The organism is Protofrankia sp. CiP3 (assembly GCF_917627345.1).
Classification (GTDB): Bacteria; Actinomycetota; Actinomycetes; order Frankiales; family Frankiaceae; genus Protofrankia.
In genome coordinates, this window is the sequence record NZ_CAKJTM010000063.1 from 1 (window position 1) to 19,135 (window position 19,135).

16 protein-coding genes and 1 pseudogene are annotated in these 19,135 nt (G+C 70.7%); 13 read left to right on the plus strand and 4 right to left on the minus strand.

What is annotated here, in order from left to right; all coding sequences use genetic code 11:
- The 11 genes and pseudogenes from MJ797_RS18600 to MJ797_RS18650 all read left to right on the plus strand — a co-directional run.
- Positions 1 to 674, plus strand: a 674-nt coding sequence (locus tag MJ797_RS18600; protein ID WP_308128342.1) for a pilin, incomplete at its 5' end; no start/stop codon positions are given.
- Complete coding sequence (locus tag MJ797_RS18605) at positions 674 to 2,068, plus strand: hypothetical protein (RefSeq protein ID WP_239336837.1); 1,395 nt, start codon at positions 674 to 676, stop codon at positions 2,066 to 2,068. The genes MJ797_RS18600 and MJ797_RS18605, both read left to right, overlap by 1 nt.
- Positions 2,069 to 2,307: 239 nt before the next feature.
- Positions 2,308 to 3,285 (plus strand): PrgI family protein, encoded by a 978-nt coding sequence (locus tag MJ797_RS18610; RefSeq protein WP_239336840.1) that lies wholly within the window; start codon positions 2,308 to 2,310, stop codon positions 3,283 to 3,285.
- A complete protein-coding gene (locus tag MJ797_RS18615) occupies positions 3,282 to 5,177 on the plus strand; it encodes a VirB4 family type IV secretion system protein (RefSeq protein ID WP_239336843.1) in 1,896 nt (631 codons plus the stop codon). Before MJ797_RS18610 ends, MJ797_RS18615 begins: the two co-directional genes overlap by 4 nt.
- A gap of 90 nt (positions 5,178 to 5,267) precedes the next feature.
- Positions 5,268 to 7,676, plus strand: coding sequence for a helicase HerA domain-containing protein (locus MJ797_RS18620; RefSeq protein WP_239336846.1), 2,409 nt, complete (start codon positions 5,268 to 5,270; stop codon positions 7,674 to 7,676).
- Positions 7,673 to 8,650 carry a replication-relaxation family protein gene (locus tag MJ797_RS18625; protein ID WP_239336849.1) on the plus strand — a complete coding sequence of 326 codons (978 nt, stop codon included), beginning with the start codon at positions 7,673 to 7,675 and terminating at the stop codon, positions 8,648 to 8,650. The genes MJ797_RS18620 and MJ797_RS18625 overlap by 4 nt, the downstream gene beginning before the upstream one ends.
- Positions 8,647 to 9,003, plus strand: coding sequence for a hypothetical protein (locus tag MJ797_RS18630; protein WP_239336861.1), 357 nt, complete (start codon positions 8,647 to 8,649; stop codon positions 9,001 to 9,003). The genes MJ797_RS18625 and MJ797_RS18630 overlap by 4 nt, the downstream gene beginning before the upstream one ends.
- Positions 9,000 to 10,244, plus strand: a complete 1,245-nt coding sequence (locus tag MJ797_RS18635) for a site-specific integrase (RefSeq protein WP_239336862.1) — start codon at positions 9,000 to 9,002, stop codon at positions 10,242 to 10,244. The genes MJ797_RS18630 and MJ797_RS18635 overlap by 4 nt, the downstream gene beginning before the upstream one ends.
- A complete protein-coding gene (locus MJ797_RS18640; protein ID WP_239311020.1) occupies positions 10,241 to 12,664 on the plus strand; it encodes a site-specific integrase in 2,424 nt (807 codons plus the stop codon). The genes MJ797_RS18635 and MJ797_RS18640 overlap by 4 nt, the downstream gene beginning before the upstream one ends.
- A gap of 196 nt (positions 12,665 to 12,860) precedes the next feature.
- Positions 12,861 to 13,820, plus strand: coding sequence for an NlpC/P60 family protein (locus MJ797_RS18645; RefSeq protein ID WP_239311019.1), 960 nt, complete (start codon positions 12,861 to 12,863; stop codon positions 13,818 to 13,820).
- Between the two features lie 144 nt (positions 13,821 to 13,964).
- Positions 13,965 to 14,238 (plus strand): annotated as a pseudogene (locus MJ797_RS18650) (C40 family peptidase); the annotation flags it as partial.
- Positions 14,239 to 14,439: 201 nt separating this feature from the next.
- On the opposite strand, the gene MJ797_RS18655 reads toward MJ797_RS18650, so the two are convergent.
- Both MJ797_RS18655 and MJ797_RS27275 read right to left on the minus strand, forming a co-directional pair.
- On the minus strand, positions 14,440 to 15,618 hold the full coding sequence (locus MJ797_RS18655; RefSeq protein ID WP_239311018.1) for a TIR domain-containing protein: 1,179 nt from the start codon (positions 15,616 to 15,618) through the stop codon (positions 14,440 to 14,442).
- 331 nt (positions 15,619 to 15,949) lie between these two features.
- Complete coding sequence (locus tag MJ797_RS27275; RefSeq protein WP_308128344.1) at positions 15,950 to 16,303, minus strand: transposase family protein; 354 nt, start codon at positions 16,301 to 16,303, stop codon at positions 15,950 to 15,952.
- A gap of 228 nt (positions 16,304 to 16,531) precedes the next feature.
- On the opposite strand from MJ797_RS27275, the gene MJ797_RS27565 reads away from it, so the two are divergent.
- Positions 16,532 to 17,194, plus strand: a complete 663-nt coding sequence (locus tag MJ797_RS27565) for a bifunctional lytic transglycosylase/C40 family peptidase (RefSeq protein WP_239336863.1) — start codon at positions 16,532 to 16,534, stop codon at positions 17,192 to 17,194.
- Positions 17,195 to 17,525: 331 nt separating this feature from the next.
- Here MJ797_RS27565 and MJ797_RS18670 read toward each other — a convergent pair whose 3' ends face one another.
- Together MJ797_RS18670 and MJ797_RS18675 are read right to left on the minus strand one after the other, a co-directional pair.
- Positions 17,526 to 17,702 carry a hypothetical protein gene (locus tag MJ797_RS18670; RefSeq protein WP_239336866.1) on the minus strand — a complete coding sequence of 59 codons (177 nt, stop codon included), beginning with the start codon at positions 17,700 to 17,702 and terminating at the stop codon, positions 17,526 to 17,528.
- A 238-nt stretch (positions 17,703 to 17,940) separates the two neighbouring features.
- Positions 17,941 to 18,165, minus strand: coding sequence for a hypothetical protein (locus MJ797_RS18675; protein ID WP_239336869.1), 225 nt, complete (start codon positions 18,163 to 18,165; stop codon positions 17,941 to 17,943).
- A 345-nt stretch (positions 18,166 to 18,510) separates the two neighbouring features.
- On the opposite strand from MJ797_RS18675, the gene MJ797_RS18680 reads away from it, so the two are divergent.
- On the plus strand, positions 18,511 to 19,014 hold the full coding sequence (locus tag MJ797_RS18680; RefSeq protein WP_239336871.1) for a hypothetical protein: 504 nt from the start codon (positions 18,511 to 18,513) through the stop codon (positions 19,012 to 19,014).
- Positions 19,015 to 19,135: the final 121 nt, after the last annotated feature.

Below are 19,135 nucleotides of genomic sequence, written 5' to 3' on the forward strand. Positions count from 1 at the left end.
GTGTCCGCCCGCCGGAGCCGGAGCCGGGCCGTGGCCGGGCGGGCCGCTGGCCGCGGTGCACGACAGGCCTCGCCGCCGCCGGGGCGGGCACGGCCGGCACCCTCGCCGCGGTACTGCTGCTGACCGCGGTCGCTGTCGGGCTCCACCGGCTGCTGCCAGCCGCGGCCCCACCATCGATGGCCCGGCTGGTGGCCCTCGCGGTCCTGGTCGGTGCTGTGGCCGCCGTGACCGGGCAGGCGTGGCGGTCCCCACCGGCCCCAACCCTGCCAACGGCGGGCCAGGGCAGACACCAGATGTCGGGGCGCGGACGGTTGCTAGCTGCCGCTGTCGCCGTGCTGCTGATCATGCTGCTGGTGGGGGCGGGGGTGGCGGGGGCTGCCCCGCTGCACCTGGCGCAGGAGGCACCGCAACCACCGCCCCCACCAGCACCGCAACCGACGTCCCCGGATCTCGACACGGTCCTCAAAAATCTGCGGAACTGGCTGATCGGGATCAGTGCGACCGTCGCGACACTGTTCTTCACCCTCGGAGGGATGCGCTACCTGGGCGCGAACGGCGATCCCGGGGAGGTGGAGCGGGCCAAACAGGCCTTCAAGAACGCCGCGGTCGGCTACGGGCTGGCGATCCTCGCCCCGCTGTTGTTGAAAGCGTTGAAGTCCGTGGTCGGCGCCTGATGGCCCCCTGCCCGGCCCGCCGCATCCTGACCCGCGCCCGGCCGATGCGACACCGACGCCAGTGCCGGCGGGTCGCCGTGATGATGACCGTCCTGGTCGCGATCGCCGGGATCCTCGGGCTGTCGAGATCGGCGACGGCGCAGGTCCCCGCACCGGCGCCCGGACCGGCCCCGGCACCACCAGCCTCCGCACCGGCCACCCCGGCGCCGATCCCCACGACGCCGACAGCACCGCAACCGCCACCGGCGGCGGGCATCCCGGCCCAGCCCGCACCCCAACCGGGCACCGCACCCGCACCCACGCCAGCACCAGCGGGAGACCCGGCCACACCCGCACCGACGGCCGGAGACGGCGCGGCGACGCCACCGGCGGCCCGGCCGGCACCGACAGCACCGGCGAATCCCGGCGCGGACCCGGCCGCCGGCCAGCCCGACCGGTTCCCGACCCCGTCCCCCGGGTCATCCCCGACCCCACCGGCGACGACCGGCGGTGGGGATGGCTGGTTCGACTGGCTCGACATCCCCGGCCGGATCGCCCGGGCGATCAACAACTGGTTCTCCGACCTCATCGCAGCCGCGCTACAACCGATGCTGCGGCTACTGGGCCGCACCGTGCTATCCACCCCCGACATCACCGCCCAACCACGGGTCGTGGACCTGTGGCACGGCAGTGTCGTCCTCGCGAACAGTCTGTTCCTGCTCATCCTCACCGTCGGCGGGATCGCGGTCATGGGCTACGACAGCGTCCAGACCCGCGCCACCGCCAAGGAACTCGCCCCCCGCATGGTCATCGGGTTCGCCGCGGCGAACCTGAGCCTGACCCTGCTCGGGATCGCGATCCGCCTCGCGAACGCCCTGTCCCAGGCGTTGACCGCCCAGCGGATCGACGCCACGGGAACCACCCAGCTACTCCTGACGCTGCTCCTCGGCGGACGGATCACCAACATCTTCCTCATCCTGCTGTCGCTGGTCGTGGTCGGCCTGGCCGCGATGGTCGTCGTCGGCTGGATCGTCCGGATCACGGTGATGATGCTGCTCGCGGTCGCCGGCCCGCTGCTCCTGATCTGGCACGGCCTGCCCTGGACCGAGGGAGCCGCAGCCCTGTGGTGGCGGGCGGTCGCGGGCTGCCTGGCCATCCAGATCGGCCAAAGCCTACTGATCATTCTGGGGTTGCAGATCCTGCTCGGCGGCGACGGCACCGGCGGCCTGCTCCCCAACGGCGACGGGCTGGTGAACATCCTCGTAGCCGCGTCCGTGCTCTACGTCGCGATCCGCCTCCAGAGCTGGGTGGCGCAGCTGGTGCTCCGCGGCAGTGGCGGCCGCCCGATGGTCCTGACCCTGGTCCGCTACCGGCTGCTACGCGCGGGCCTCGCCGCCGCTGGCATCGGCTTGTGACCCCGCCGCTGACATCCGGCGGTATCCGGGCCGGCCCCTGTTCCTTCCACCGTCATCTGAGGCCCGTCCCTGCTCCGGTCCTATCCCGTCCGTCCGGTCTCGTCCATCCGGTCCAGTGCTGTCCGTCCGGTCTCGTCCAGCCGGCCGGTGCTGTCCGTCCGGCGCGCTGACCGCCGTCCCGCCCGTGCCGTCGTCGTTGTGTCCCCGTGCTGTCCGTTCTCAATCGTTGTGGAGGTGTCATGACCGCACTCCGTCCACCCGCCACCGCGGTGTCCGCCGGCCGAGTCCGGATTCCCGCGGATGTGGACCGGCCCGACCGGATCCTGGCCGGACTGACCGCCCGCCAGCTCCTGCTGCTGGCCCCGACCCTGCTCACGGTCACCGCCGTCTACCAGCTGGCCGCACCGGCCCTGCCGCTGCCCCTGATCGCCATGCTGATCGTACCGATCCTGGCCGCCGGCACCATGCTCGCCGTGGGCCAGCATGGTGGCCTGCCCGCCGACCGGTATGTCGCCGCCGCGTTGACCCACCGCCGGGCACCGAAACAGCAGGTCCCTGCCCCGCACGGGGTCCCCGCCCTACCCGGCTGGCTCCCCACCCTGGGCCCCGACGGTCACCGGCAGCCGACACCGGCCCGGCCACTCGCCGCCGGGGTCGACACTGCCGGGATGGTCGACCTCGGCGCCGACGGGGTCGCGGTCCTCGCCGAAGTCGACGCGGTGAACACCGCGCTGGGCAACGACCACGACCGCCAGCTCCAGGTCGCGGTGTTCACCGGGATGCTCAACGCCCTGTCCGGCCCGATACAGATCACCGTCCGGGCCGCTCCGGTGCGCCTGGACCCGCACCTGGACCGGCTGCACGCCCTCGCCCCCGGACTGCCGCACCCGGCGCTGGAAACCGCCGCGGTCGACCACGCCACGTTTCTCGCCGACCTCGCCGGCCGACGCACCCTGCTGACCCGCCAGATCCTGCTCACCGCCCGCGAACCCATCGGCCCCGGCACAGACCGGACGGTAGCGGCGGGCCGGGCGCTACGCCGACTGGAGGAAGCCGCCGGGCTGCTCGCCGCCGCCGGGGTCGGTGTACGGATCTGCGACGCCGACACCGTGACCGTTCTGCTCGCGACGCTGGCGCACCCCACCGGCCTCCCCCCGACCCCGGGTGTCACCGCGGCCGGCACCATCACCGCTCCCGACCGAGGAGACCGGCAATGAGCCCCCGCCGCTGGCTGCGTGGACCACGCCACTCCCCAGGCTCCACCCCGACCGCCGAGGGGCCGGCGCTGTTCACCCCACCGGCGATGCACGTAACCGCGAAACATCTGGAAATCGCCGGCATGTACGCGGCGACGGTGACCGCGGTCGGCTACCCCCGCGAGGTCGGACCCGGCTGGGCCGAACCGCTCCTGGCCTACCCCGGCCGCCTGGACGTCGCCCTCCACATCGAACCGATCGTCCCGGCGGTCGCCGCGGTCCGGCTCCGCCGCCAGCTCGCCCGGCTGGAATCCGGCCGCCGCGCGGACGCCACCGCCGGGAAACTCGCCGACCCCGCCCTCGACGCCGCCACCCACGACGCCGCCGATCTCGCCGGCCGGCTCGCCCGCGGCGAAGCCCGCCTGTTCACCGTCGGCCTGTACCTGACCTGCTACGCCCCCACCCCCGCCGACCTCGAGGTCGAACGTGCCCGGGTAACCGCGGTCGCCCACAGCCTGCTCCTCACCGTGCACCCGGCCACCTTCCGCGCCCTGCCCGGCTGGGCCACCACCCTGCCGGTCGGCACCGACCTGCTGCGGATCCGCCGCACCTTCGACACCCAGGCGCTCGCCGCCGCGTTCCCGTTCACTAGCCCGGACCTGCCGCTACCCGACCCCGACCGGCCCGGCGCCGGCCCGGTCGTCTACGGCCGGAACCTGGCCTCGGCCGGCCTCGTCGTGCACGACCGGTGGGCGTGCGCTAACTACAACTCGGTCACCCTCGCGCACTCCGGCGCCGGAAAGTCCTACCTGACGAAACTCGACGTGCTCCGCTCCCTCTACCAGGGCGTCGCAGTCGCCGTCGTCGACCCCGAGGACGAATACACCCGCCTGGCCGCCGCGGTCGGCGGCACCCATCTCGCCCTCGGCGCCCCGGGAGTCCGCCTCAACCCGCTGGACCTCCCCATCCACGGCCGGGCCGACCCGGACCTGCTGACGCGGCGGGCCTTGTTCTGCCACACCCTGATCACCACCCTCCTCGGCGACGACAACGGACCCGCTCCCACCGCCGGCGGTGGGAGCGGGGTGGATGCGGCCGGCCGGGCGGTCCTGGACCGGGCGATCCTCACCGCCTACCAGCACGCCGGGATCACCGCGGACCCCCGCAGCTGGAACCGGCCCGCACCCCTGCTCGCCGACGTCACCGCCGCCCTGCACACCGACACCGACCCCGCCGGGGCGGCGCTCGCCGCCCGCCTCGCCCCCTACACGACCGGCAGCCACCGGAGCCTGTTCGACGGGCCGACCAGCACCCACCCCGACGGCCACCTGGTCGTGTTCTCGTTGAAACATCTCCCCGACGAGCTGAAGGCCGCCGGCACCCTGCTCACCCTGGATGCGATCTGGCGGACCGTCGCCGACCCGCACGACCGGTGCCGGCGCCTCATCGTCGTCGACGAGGCCTGGCTGCTGATGGCCCGCCCGGCCGGCGCCCGGTTCCTGTTCCAGCTCGCGAAAGCGGCCCGCAAGCACTGGGCCGGCCTCTCCGTGGTCACCCAGGACGCCGCCGACCTGCTCGCCACCGACCTGGGCCGGGCGGTGGTCGCCAACGCCGCCACCCACATCCTGCTGCGCCAGGACGCCAGCGTCCTGGCGCAGGTCCAGGCCACCTTCCGGCTCTCCGACGGGGAAACCGGCCGGCTCCTCGCGGCCCGGCCCGGGGACGGACTCCTGCTCACCGGCACCGCCCACCGGGTCGCCTTCCACGCCGACGCCTCACCCACCGAACATCAGCTGATCACCACCGATCCGGTGGATCTCACCGGCCCGCACCCGCCCCACCCCGGCGAGCGCCCGGTCGGTCTGCCCGGGCCAGCCGAGCCGGAGCAGGCGGCGGACGCCGACCCCTGCTGACCCTCTCGGCCCGCTCGGGATTCCCGTATCCCACCACACCCGCCAGCGGCCACTGTTGGTTCCCCCATTCCCACGTTCTGTGAGGTTGCCATGAGCGCACCCCCCGCACCCACAGCAGCCCCGTTTCCCCCGCCGGCTGGTGTGTCGAACGGCCCGGCCGGTCTGCGGGCCGACCCGGCCGGCTTCTGGCACACCGTGACCCGCCGCACCGTCGACGTGCTCCTGATCTGGGGCCCACCCCTCGGCATCCCGCTCCTGGTCCTGCTCGCCGTCGGCGTCGTCATCCGCGGACGGGTGCGGGCCGCCCGCCATGCCCGGCTGGCCACGGGGGCCCGCACCGTGGAGATCCTCACCCCACCCGAGGTGCACCCGCAGGCCGCCCAGGTGTTCTGGGGGCAGATGGTCGGCCTGCTCCGCCCGCCGTGGCAGCGCCTCCTGCACGGCCAGCCGCACCTGGGCTGGGAACTGGTCTGCACCCGGGCCGGCACGGCGATCCGACTGTGGGTACCCGGCCCGGTACCCCCCGGCCTGGTCGAACGGGCCGTGCAGGCCGCCTGGCCCGGCGCCCGTACTACCACCCGCCCGGCGATAGATCCACTGCCCGCCGGGGTGTTGGCGACCGGCGGACGGCTGCGGCTGGCCCGTCCCGACATCCTCCCGCTGCGCGTCGACCACGGCGCCGATCCGGTCCGGGCATTACTCGCCGCAGCCGCCGACCTCGACGACGACGAGACCGCCACCGTGCAGATCCTCGCCCGCCCCGTGACCGGCCACCGCCTCACCCGGGCCCGCCATGCCGCGGCCCGTCACCGCGGCCAGCACACCCCCACCCCGCTGTCCCACCTGCTGGACCTGGCTACCCCGCACACCGGCCGGCAGCCCTCAAGGAGCGTGGCCCGGCGGGTGGGGCCAACGCCGCCGGAGGAGTCCGCGGCATCCCGTGCGATCGGGGCCAAAGCGGTCCAGCCGCGTTGGGAGGCCACCCTCACCTACGCGACCGCGACCGCCACCCGCCCCGCCGGTCGGGCCGGCCGCCGCCGGGCCCTGCGGCCGTTGCAGGGACGGGCCCACGCCCTGGCCTCGGCGTTCAGCCTCTACGCCGGCCACAACTATCTCCACCGACTCACCGTGACCGACCCGCCCGGTCTCCTCGCCGGCCGCCGGCTACGCCGCGGGGACCTAGTCGCCGTCGATGAACTCGCCGCTCTCGCGCATCTGCCCGCCGACGGGACCATGCCCGGACTGGCCCGCGCCGGCGCCGCCGCAGTGCCACCCCCGGTCGGGATCCCCACCCCCCGCACCGCAACGACCACGGTGAAACCGCTCGGGGACACCGACGCCGGCCGGCCCCGCCCCGTCGGCCTCGCCGTCACCGACGCCCGCCACCACCTCCACGTCCTCGGCGCCACCGGCTCGGGAAAGTCCACCCTGCTCGCCACTATGATCCTCAACGACGCGGTCGCGGGCCGCGGGGTCGCGGTCATCGACCCCAAAGGCGACCTGATCCGCGACATCCACACCCGGCTGCCCGCCGGCCTGGGCGGCCGGCTGATCCTTATCGACCCCGACCAGCCCGGCCCACCACCGTGCATCAACATTCTCGACGGCGCCGACCCCGCACTAGCCACCGACCAGCTCCTGAGCATCTGCCGGCGGATTTGGGCGGACTCGTGGGGCCCCCGCACCGATGACCTGCTGCGCGCCACCTGCCTGACCCTGCTCACCCCGGCCCCGGCCCGGGTGGGCCGGACGGCCACGCTCGTCGACGTCGCCCGGCTGCTCACCGACACGGCTTTCCGACGCCGGGCCACCGCCGGGGTGACCGATCCGATCCTGGCCGGATTCTGGGCCTGGTACACCCAGCTCTCCGACGGCGCCCGCGCCCACGCCGCCGCTCCGGTCCTGAACAAACTCCGCACCCTGCTGCTGCGCCCGTTCGTCCGTGCCGTCCTTGCTGCCGGCCCGTCCACCGTCAACCTCACCCGGGTGTTGGACGCCAGCGGGATCCTGCTGGTCCGGATCCCCAAAGGCACGATCGGGGACGACGCCAGCGCCGTGTTCGGCTCCATTGTGCTGGCGAAAATCTGGCAAGCTGCTCTCGCCCGCACCCGCCGCCCACCGGGAGACCGGCCCGACGCTGCGGCCTACCTCGATGAGGCGCACACCTTCCTGACCCTGCCGGGTGGGCTCGCCGACATCCTCGCCGAGGCCCGCGGCCTGCACCTGTCCCTCATCCTCGCCCACCAGCACCTCGCGCAACTCCCCGCCGACCTGACCGACGCGGTCGCCGCGAACGCCCGCAACAAGATTTTCTTCGCCTGTTCCCCGCAGGACGCCGCCGTGCTGGCCTGCCACACCGCCCCCACCCTGACCGCGCACGACCTGGCACATCTACCCGCGTTCACTGCCGCCGTCCGCCTCGTCGTCGCCGCCCAACCGACCGCCGCGTTCACCGTCCGGACCCGGCCGCTGCCCGCACCCCGGCCGGGCCGGCCATGACCCGCGCCGGCGGGACCGGCCGTGGGGGCCGAACGCGGCTCGACCCCGACCTGCTCCTCACCCTCGCCGAACGGCTCACCGCCCGCGACCGCTGGCTCATCAGCATGGTGCACGAACACCGGGTGTTGACCAGCCGGCAGATCACCGCCCTGGCGTTCAGCTCCGAGCGGGTCGCGCGGGCCCGGCTCACCGTGCTCCACCGCCAACGGGTCTTCGACCGGGTCCGCCCGCACGCCGGGCACGGCCGACAATCCGCCCTGGGTCACTACCTCCTCGGACCCGCCGGCGCCCCCATCCTCGCCGCCCACACCGGGTTGAGCGTCGGTGAGCTGGGCTGGCGCCGCGACAGCGCCGCCGCGCTGGCGCATTCCCCGCGGCTGTCCCATCTCGTCGGGGTCAACGCGGTGTTCACCGCGCTGGCGCACGCCAGCCGGCCGCTCCCCGCCAGCCAGGGGCTGACCCTGTGGTGGTCGGAACGGCGTACCGCGCAGCTGTGGGGGGACCTGGCCCGTCCCGACGGCTACGGCCGCTGGCACGACCCGGCCGGCGGCGGGGTGGAGTTCTACCTGGAATACGACACCGGCACCGAAACCCTCGACCGGGTCACCGCCAAACTCCACGGCTACACCGCGCTGGCGACCGCCCGGGCCCGCCCGGTCCTGCTGCTGTTCTGGCTGCCCAACCCGGCCCGGGAAACCCACCTGCGCCGCCAGCTAACCGACCCCGCACGGTGGACCCCGCAGATCCAGATCGCCACCGCGACCCCGGCGGCGACCGCGACCAGCGGCCAGACCGGCCCGGCCGCCGCGGTCTGGCAGCCCCTGACCGGTACCGGCCGGCTGGCCCTGGCCGACCTGCCCGCCGCCCTCAACCTCCCCGCGCCCGCACCGATGCCGGCTACGTGGGACGCCGACGACGTACTGCTGGGCGCGCCGTTCCCCCGCCCACCCGACCCGCCGGCGGGCCGGCGGTGACCGGCCGGGTCGCGGTCGCCGCCGGGGCGCTACTCGTGGTCGTCGCGATCCTGTGCGGGGCCGCCGCCGGGGTGTTCACCGGCGCCGCTGGCCTGACCGCGAGCGGCATGGACGGCACAGGCGCGGTGGGTGGCCCGCCGGACGGCACCGCCGCCCGCGACATTCCCGCCGGCTACCAGCAGCTCTACGTCGCCGCCGCCGCGACCTGCCCCGGCCTGCCCTGGCCGGTGCTGGCCGCCGTCGGGAAAGTCGCCCCGTTGACCGGACTACCAGCGGAAACGCCGTGGAGGTGCTGGGCTGGCAGCTTCTTGATCGGTAGGAGTCATGCAGCTGATCGAGGGGAGGCTGCATGACCGAGCACGTCACGCGGGATGTCGAGATGATCCGTCTGCCCCGGTGGGGGCGGGTCGTGCCAGCGACGGGCGTACTGCCGTGGCTGCTGGTGGACGACACCGGGAAGGAGGTCGAACCGGTCCGGCGGTTTCTGCTGGATTTCCTCGCGCGCGGGAACCGGCCGGGCAGCGTCCGCAGCTATGCGTACGACCTGCTGCGGTGGTGGCGGTGGCTCCAGGTCGTCGATGTGGAATGGGATAAGGCGACGTCGGCTGAGGTCCGGGATTTCGTGCTGTGGTTGCAGCAGGCCGAGAAGCTGCGGAACTCGGCGCGGACGCGGTCGGCGGCGACGGCTGGCACGGTCAATCCGGTTACCCGCAAGCGGTATCTCGGTGACAGCTACGAGGCCCGGACGATTCGGCACAGCAATGCCGTGCTACGCAGCTTCTACGAGTTCTGGATCGAACTCGGCGCCGGTCCGCTGGTCAATCCGGTGTCGGTGGAACGCGGGAAGAGCGGCAGGCCGAACCAGCATCGCAGTCCGCTGGAGCCGCTGCGCTCGACGGGTCGGGCTCGTTACAACCCGAAGCTGCCCAAACGCCGGCCACGGGAGATACCCGACGGGCAGTGGAAGGAGCTGTTCGGTGCGCTGCGCTCGAACCGGGACCGGGGCATCCTCGCGCTCGCGGTGAGCAATGCTGTTCGAGCCAGTGAGCTGCTGGGGCTGCGGGGCGTGGACCTGGACTGGGGCGATCAGACGGTGCGGGTGACCCGGAAGGGGACCGGTGCCGAGCAGTGGCTGCCGGCCAGCCCTGAGGCGTTCGTCTGGATCCGGCTGTACCTCGCCGAGATCGGCGAGCTGGACCCGGGCGAGCCGATCTGGTGGACGCTGCGCCGCCGTGACCTCGGCGACGGCATGCGCCGCCAGCCGATGACCTATGAGACATTGCGGGCGGTGTTCCGGCGCGTCAACGCGGTGCTGGGGACCAACTACTCGACCCACGACCTGCGTCATACCTGTGCGCTGCGGATGGCCCGCGACGAGAACCTGTCGTTGCGGGACGTGCAGGTGATCCTCGGTCACGCGCACCTGAGCACGACCGCCGACGTCTATCTCGCCGAGGACGAGAAGACCGTGGTCCGGCGGGTCGGGCAGTATCTGGCCGCACGCGAACACCGCCGCGCTGAGGGTCCGCGGCCGGTCGCGGGCGGCTACGACACCGCTGATCTGTCCGTGCTTCTGGGCGGGGTGACGCAATGAGGGCCGTGACCGGCGCACGTCCCAGGACCGCGGCCCACGGCGAGGTGACGTCCGACCTGGCACCGGGCCAGACGCGGCAGACGGCGCCGTGCGATGGGCTGGATGCCGAGGAGCTGATCGCCTCGCTGCCGTCGCTCCCGTTCTGGACGGGCAGCCGGGCAGATCTCAACGGCTCCCGGCTGCGCGGGGCACGACGGATTCTCGGCTGGCTGGCTGCCCATCCCGGCGACGGCTGGCAGCAGCGGTGGCTGGCGTCGGGAGCGGACGACGGCCCTGGCTGGATCAGCACCGTCGCCGCCGGCGGCGGAGATCTTCGGCCAGTCGGCCGGCATGTGGTCACCGATGGGCTGCACTGCCTGCTGCTGCGACGCGTCGTCCTGCCCAGCTACGAGTTCCTCCACGGCTACCAGACGAACGCCCTGTTCCGCCACGCCAAAGACATGTTCAGCCCCGAGCTGTTCGACCGTGTCCGGCAGGCCGGCCGCGCCGCCGGTCACAGCGCCTACCAGCAGAGCTCCGCCGAGGGCTGCCTCGTCAAGATCCTGCTACACATCGGCCACCAGCTCGACGACTTCACCCCTGCGGACCTGCTCGACTACCGGGCATGGGCGCTGGCACGACGCGGCTCGGCCCCGGCCGGGCTGCATACCGCCTGGGGCCTGCTCCGCGACGTCGGCGTCCTGCCCGCCGACCTGCCGCTGCACCGTGCCGTGGGCCAGGGGCAGCTGCCGAACACCCAGCTGATCGACCGGTACGGCATCCGCTGCGCTCCCGTCCGCGACGTGCTGGTGCGCTACCTCGACGAACGCCGGCCCAGCCTGGACTACGCCTCCCTGCAACACCTGGCAGGCCACCTCGCCGGGCTGTTCTGGGCCGACCTCGAACGCCACCACCCGGGCATCGACAGCCTCCACCTGCCAGCAGACGTCGCCGAGGCATGGAAACAGCGGGTCGCTGTCATCACCAGAAACGGCAAGCCGGTGCCGCGCCGCAACCGGCTGGGCGTACTGCTCTCCGTCCGCGCCTTCTACCTCGACATCGCCCAATGGGCGCTCGAAGACCCCAGCTGGGTGCCATGGGCGGTGCCCAGCCCGATTCGCCAGGCCGACCTGGGTGGCTTCGCCAAGGAGAAGAAGACCGTCCAAGCCCGCATGCACCAGCGGGTACGTGAACGGCTGCCCCGCCTTCCCGACCTCGTCGACGCCGCGGAACGCCACCGCGCCGAGCAGGGCAGCCTGCTGGCCGCCGCGCAAACAGCCGACGTCGGGCAGTGCTTCGAGCACGCAGGCACTCGCTACCGGCGCATCGGGCACGACGAGGACCGGGCACGCCAACGGCCGCGGTACCGGACGTCGATGATTCTGGTCGAAGACGCCGCGAGCGGCGTCCAGCGCGACGTGACCCGGGACGAGGACGACGCCTTCTGGGCGTGGGTCGTCATCGAAACCCTGCGCCACACCGGCTGCCGCATCGAGGAAATGCTGGAGATCACCCATCTGGCACTCGTGTCCTACCAGCTTCCCGACACCGGCGAGACCGTCCCGCTGCTCCAGATCGTCCCGTCCAAGAGCAACGAGGAACGACTCCTACTCGTCAGCCCCGAACTCGCCAGCGTCCTGGCGACCGTCATCACGAGGCTGCGCAACGACAACGCCGGCACCGTGCCGATGATCGCCCGTTACGACCCGGCCGAGCACGTCACCGGCCCCCCGCTGCCCCACCTGTTCCAACGACACGTCCGGCAGCGGCGCGACGTGCTGAGCAACAAGACGGTCTACCGGCTCATCAACGACACCGCCGCGCGGGCCGGACTCACCGACCCAACCGGTCAGCCGCTGCGGTTCACCGCGCACGACTTTCGCAGAATGTTCACGACCGAGGCCGTCAGCAACGGGCTTCCCGTGCACATCGCCGCACGCCTGTTGGGCCACGCTTCCATCACCACGACCGAGGCATATCTCGCCGTCTTCCAAGATGATCTGGTCCGCTCCTACCGTGCCTTCCTGGACGCCCGCCGAGCCGTCCGACCCGCCGAAGAATACCGCGAACCGACCGACGACGAGTGGCGCGAGTTCCAGCAGCACTTCTACGAACGCAAACTTGAACTCGGCGACTGTGGCCGACCCTACGGCACCGGCTGTCAGCATGAACACGCGTGCATACGCTGCCCGATGCTACGGGTCTCTCCCCGACAACGCCCCCGTCTCGTGGGCATCATTCGCAACCTGACAGACCGGATCGCCGAAGCGCGGGCGAACGGCTGGCTCGGCGAAATCCAGGGCCTTCAAGCCAGCCTCACCAAGGCACAGGAGAAACTCGCCAGTCTCGACCGCACCCGTGGCGGAGACCGCGTCACGACGAACCTGACCGACCTCGGCATGCCGACCATTCCCGACCCCAGCCCACCAACTCGCTGTTAACGACCCATCAGCAGGCACCGTCATAAATGATTGGATGCTTAACGCCAGCGTGTCTCCTGCACCTCACCTGCGACCCCATTCCTACACCGCCAGCCGCGCAGATTCCCAGAGGTGATCCGCTACGACCAAGTACATCGCCGCTTCTGTCGCCGCTGTCATCCTGCTCATTGTCATCATCGGCGCCGCCGCCGGGCAGATGGCCGAACAGGTCCTGTGCCCGCCCGTCGTCGGCTGGTTCCTCGGCTGCACCAGCGGCAGCAGCCCCAGCCAAGCAGCCCTCGACGACATCCCCACCGACTACCTCACCCTCTACCAACAGGCCGCCACCGTCTGCCCCGGCCTGGACTGGAGCATCCTCGCCGCCATCGGAAAAATCGAAAGTGACCACGGCCGATCCCGACTCCCCGGCGTCCAGCACGGCGAAAACCCGGCCGGGGCAGCCGGTAGTATGCAATTCCTCGGACCAACCTTCGCCGCCGTGATCGCCCGCCATCCGCTCCCACCCGGCGGCACCACCCCGCCATCGCGGTACGACCCGCACGACGCCATTTACGCCGCCGCGTTCGAACTCTGCGACAACGGCGCCCGCGACGGCCGCGACCTCCCGGGAGCGATCTTCGCCTACAACCATGCCGACTGGTACGTCACCGACGTCCTCAACCAGGCAGCCCAGTACTCTCAACCGAACATGAACAGCTCAGCAGCATGCTCCCCAATTCAATCGACAATCCAATATGGAGCAGATGATCTCAGTAGTGCGGCGTTGACAGCGGCCACCTTCGCCTGCGGACAGATCGGCAAGCCGTACATTTGGGGAGGAAACGGCCAGCCCGGATTCGACTGCTCAGGCTTGACCCAGGCTGCGTACGCGACCGCCGGCATCCAGATCCCACGCACCGCGCAAAGCCAGTACGACGCCGGTCTGCTGGTACCGGCAGGAGCGCCGCTCCAAGCCGGTGACCTAGTGTTCTTCGGTTCCGGTATCCGCGACGTGTCCCATGTTGGGCTCTACCTCGGTCCTGACGAAACGCAATCGATCATGGTTGATGCTCCTCATGAGGGAGCCGAGGTCCGCATCGAATCCTTCCCGACTACGGTCGGAGCTCGATGGGGCTCCCTGACCTACCTCGGAGCCAGCAGACCGGATGCGGGGTAAGCGGGCCATGGCAGAACTCATCGGCGGCATCGAACACCGCACGATCACAATCGTCGACTACTCCGCGGCCTGGCCCGGCCACGTTCGAGCAGGAACAGCGACGGATCCTCACGGCACTAGGCGCCACGGTGGTGCGCGTTGACCACGGCCGTCGAGTTCGCGTGCGCGCAGGTCGGCAAGCCGTATGTGTGGGGCGGCAACGGCGACCCCGGGTTCGACTGCTCCGGCCTGACTCACGCCGCCTACGCAGCGGCCGGCATCCAGATCCCGCGCACCGCCCAGACCCAGTACAACGCTGGGCCTTTGCTCCCGGCGGGGACTCCGTTGCAGACTGGTGACCTGGTGTTCTTTCGGTTCCCCGCAGGACATCCATCACGTCGGGATCTCGCTCGGCGGAACGGCCATGATCGACGCACCGGATTTCGTCGGTCATGATCCATGACTTTCGAACATTTCCGGACTACGCGGGCGCGCGCAGGATCGCGAACTGACATGAGCGTAGCCGGCAGCCTGGTCGTCTTGGCGCGTGATTTCGTGGGCTTCGGTTCGGGTGGCCCGCTCCACCGTGCCTTACTGAGAGGCAGACAACTTAAACGACAAGCTAAGGTACGACGTCTCGTTAAATCACCATTGCGCTCCGCGACCGGTCGTGAATCAGCATCCGCATCAGTATGACGCCTACAGTCAGCTTTCGCTGAGGGTCGCAAGAAACGACACGAAGGCCCATGAGGAACTTCCCGGGAGTCGCTCCGAAAAAGCGGGTCATCAGAAGTTCGGGGAGAGTGATCCCGAGGATGCCGGCAATTGCTGCTCCGATGGTCGAGAAAGCGCCGTTGTTGGGGTCCTGGACAAGCAAAGCGAAGGGATAGAGCAGCAAGGCGACCGGATAAATCATGATGATTGTATAGATCAAGCTCAAAAATAGATCGATTATTCGAGCGACGGTGCGAAGGAAACTAAATGCGAAATCGCTTGCCATGGTCGGCTGCGAGACACTGGCCGGGTCCTCATTTCCGGATGTCCAAGGCGCCTTGGATCCGGCCGTGATGGGCCATCCGGCAGCCGGAGCGGGCCACTGCGCGTCGTCACGGGTCCTCGACGACGGGGCGGGCCGTGGGAGCGACGCAGAATCGGGGAGCTCAGGGGCGCCAGAACAGGTGAGATGATCGGCGCTTCTAGCCCCAGATACGGGTATCCGCAGCGCGTGTTCTTGGTCTAAAGGGTGTACTTGGAACTGCGCCGAGCCCGGGAAGCCTGGCGGATGCGACAGCCGCTGCCGGGCAGGATTCGGCTCGCGTGTCGTACCGACCAGTAGGTCGGCGCGTTGAGGAAAGATCGGCGCCTGACTGGGTTTCGCGCGGCCATCACGCGTCGACTTGATCTGTTGGAGCAGATACTGCCGGGCACCCTCTTCCGAGTGATCGTACAGGTCGAAGGAGACGACGCTACCAAGCAACCCAGCGCGCTCGCAATCCTCCACGCGTATGGGGACCAGCTTGCGTCGGAAGCCGTTCGGGTCCGCCCGGTAGGCCGCCTGCCATTCTTCGTTCCCGTACACGGAGTCGAGATAACCATGGGACAGCACCGCGATGGTCCGTTCGGAGCTGAGGATGCCTTCCTGCATCTGGCGAGTCCAATGGGAGCCGGCCACGAAGTCCCAGGCCTGGAACAGAACCCGATAGCCAACGGACTCAAGCTGCCAGGCGATCCATTCCGCCCATTCGATATCCGTAGCGGTGTAGGAGATGAAGAAGTCCCATTGCGTAGCTACGGCCCCCGTCACCCCGTCGACCTCCATACTCACGCCCAGGAGGAGGTTACCCGGGGGCCGTTCGGGTCTCGCGACCCGTTCCACACGCGCAGGGCCCATCGTGCCTACGGCCCGGTCAGCCGGCCGGGGTGTGACGGCCTCCAGTACGGAGCCGGACAGCCAGGCCCGCGACCAGCGTGCGCTCGATCACGCACGGTCGCCGATGGTAGCCGCGTGCGTTCGGCGGCGACCGGTTAGTCCGCCGGAGGCGTCAGCATCGGGACCAGTGGAAGCGGCAGCCGGAACCCTCCGCCGTCGGCGGGCGGCCAGCCGGGCGAGAACCACCTTGACCTGGTCGACAGTGACGCCGAGGCCTTCCCTACGCACCTGGGGCCTGCGGGCCGGGCGCGGACGGCGTCGTAGTCGCGGCGCAGGCCGTGGGTGAAGCGGTGGAGGTCGGGCTGGTTGTCGGCCTCGACGGCGGCGATCCAGGCGTCGAACAGCGGAACCGGCGGACGACCAGCTCGACCACGACCCCCGCCCCGCCGAGCGCGACGTCGACCAGCCGCCGCCGATACCGGCCGTGCACCCTCGCCGACACCGTCCCGCAGCGCGGGCAGGCAACCCGCTCCGCCCGAGCGCGCACCGGAAGGCGCAGTTCACCCGCGACCCGCGCGACCCCGTCCAGCCGGACATTCGCCCGGGTACTTGTCCCTCTCGTTCTCGGCGCCACACCTCTATGGTGATCGTCTGGAAGACTTCGTCGGCCTGGTGCAGGCGCTGCTCGCGAACCGTTCCGCCGAAGGGATCTTCTGGGGCTGGCCAGGCGACACCGAGGTGGTCATGGCCCGCAGGCCCCGCTGAACGACGAGTCCGTGATCGATCAACGTTTTAGTCCGGAGAAGAAACCGACCACGGCCGCAACCCCGACTGGGTCTCGGAGGCCGGTGCGGTCGGCCCGATGCAGTTCCTGCCCACAACCTTCGCCGCCTACGGGGTCGATGGGGACGGGGACGGCAGGGCCGATATCACCAACCCGGTCGACGCCGTCTACTCGGCGGCAAACTACCTGTGCGCGTCCGGCGCCCGCGGCGGCGTCAACATCCCCGCCGCGCTGTGGAAGTACAACCACGACAACGCCTACGTCGCCCGGGTCCTCACCATCGCCGCCACCTACTCTGAACCGACGTCGAACAGTTCAGCAGCGTGCCCTACCTTTCAGTCAACGGTTCAGTCCGGAGCCGATGATTTCAGTAGCGCGGCACTGGTGGCGGTCACGTTCGCCTGCGCGCAGATCGGCAAGCCGTATGTGTGGGGCGGCAACGGCGACCCCGGGTTCGACTGTTCAGGGCTGACCCACGCCGCCTACGCCGCCGTCGGAATTAGCATTCCCCGCACCGCACAAACCCAATACGACGCCGGCCCCCGCCTAGCCGGAAGAACACCGCTGGCACCCGGCGACCTCGTCTTCTACGGCACCTCCCCGACCACGATCAGCCACGTCGGCGTCTACACCGGCGGCACCCGGATGATAGACGCACCCCACACCGGCGCCGTCATCCGCGACGAGGACTACCGGTGGCCCACATTCATCGGGGCGACCCGGCCGGCCGCGACCCGATGAACCCGGCAGAAAACCGAGTGGCAATACCTTCACCAGTCCGTCGGAAAACCGCGACAATGAAAAGAGACGCTGGTGCATGTGCCACATGAGACGGATACAATGAGAACGCCCCGACGGGTTTCCCCAGCCGACGGGGATACCGCCTGGCCGGGGTGCCGCGACGGCGATTCCGACCGACTGACCTGCGGCTGTTCCACGGCACGGCCACCGGTGCGTGGCGCGGCCGGCCCGTCGACTTCCCGCCCGCGGGGCTCCCGGAGCCGGGGAACCCGGCACGGTCGCGGTCCGAGCGGAACCGACGATGCAACGCTCACCGGCCCGGCATGGTGGGTCACGGCGGCGGGTCGGTGTCCGCTGCCCGCGGGTCCTCCCGCTGGCCGTCCCGCTCCACCTCCTGCGGGTCGTCCTGCCTGGGCAGGACGACCCCGCTGGCCGCGTCCCCGCAGCTCAGCGGGGGTGGGAGGTCCTCCGATGGTCCGCCCGACTCGCCGCGTGCAGGCGCAGTCACACCATCGGCGGCCCGGCGGCCACCCCTACCGGGGCGACCGACGGCCCACCGTGGTGTTCCCGCGCCCGCCCACGCCATGCGGGCCGGGGGCCGGCTGTCGCCGGCCTGCGTACCCGCGGGGCTGGTCTGACGGGTGGTGTGACCGACCCTCGGGGGGTGGGCCGGTCACACCACCGGACAGACCAGCGGCGCCTACGGGAATGGTATCCGCGCGCGGATACCATTCGTGATGCATTCATCATAGCTCGCTCCCACACGGTCGGGCAACCACCCGGGCGGATTCGGACACCCGATAATCGACCGACCAGCCCCCTCGGCAGTCCGGGCACACCGCGTCGACGTCGCGGACACCATCATCCGGATCCCGGGGGCAACCGTCCGGGTAGAACGGGACCGCGACCGCCGACATTCCGGAGTCCCGCCACTGGAGGGAAATGCGGTAGTCGGTGTCGATCGTAGCCATCGAACGTCTCCCATCGGGTCGTGCGGGCCGATAGGACAACGGTAACTCAACCAGGGGCATCAGACAAGGAATCACCCGACCCCATTCCATGACTTTCCACGGATACGCGGAGGCGTGAAATACCTCTGCATCAATAGAAAGGCAAGCGGTTTTCCGCGATTCCACGGGGACCTTTCCCGAAAGAGTCATGAAAAAGGGGCTTTGCTGTTCCGTCGGGTCGAGCTACCGTTGCATTGCAACGAAAAACCGAACAAAAAAGCAGCACCATTCCAGGGGATTCCCCGGATGGGGAATAGAAAGCCGGACGGTTTTTCGAATGAAACATCTACCATGGAGGTGAACTGGATGATGGTCACGGTACGGGTGTGCCCGGAATGCGGGGAACGGGCCGTGGCGGCCGCGCCACGTAGCACGGCCCCCGCCGGTCAGACCGTGGCGGCCTGGTCGCACATCGACGGACAGCCGCTGTGCCCGGTGATCGGCCCATCCGGCTACCAGCCGGCAGCGCCGGTCGTGCCCACCGAGATCGGGCCGACGCTAGCCGGCTGCTGGCTGAAGGGGTCCGCGGTCCGCACCGACGACGAACTGTCCGCGGCCATCATCGCCCTGGCTGTGGACCTCGGGATGGCGACCACGGACGATGACCGGGCGATCCTCGACGCGTGGGCGACGATCACCCCCGCACCCGGCAGCGGGAGCCGACGGGCCGCCGAGGACCTGTCCGAGGCGCTGTGGGCCCTGGCGTGCGACGCCGTGGACCACCTGGGCAGCCTCACCGTGGACGGGGTCTCCTTCGAACTGGACGACGGTCTGACCCTCATCCTCGCCGAGGACCACGACGCGGCCTGACCACCACCGGACCGCACCTCAAACCCGGTGCGGCGCACCCGGGTTGCCCGTCCCTGCGACGGGCAACCCGAGCGCAGCCGGACCCCCATCGCAGAAAGGGGTGGGGCACCGCCGGTGCCCC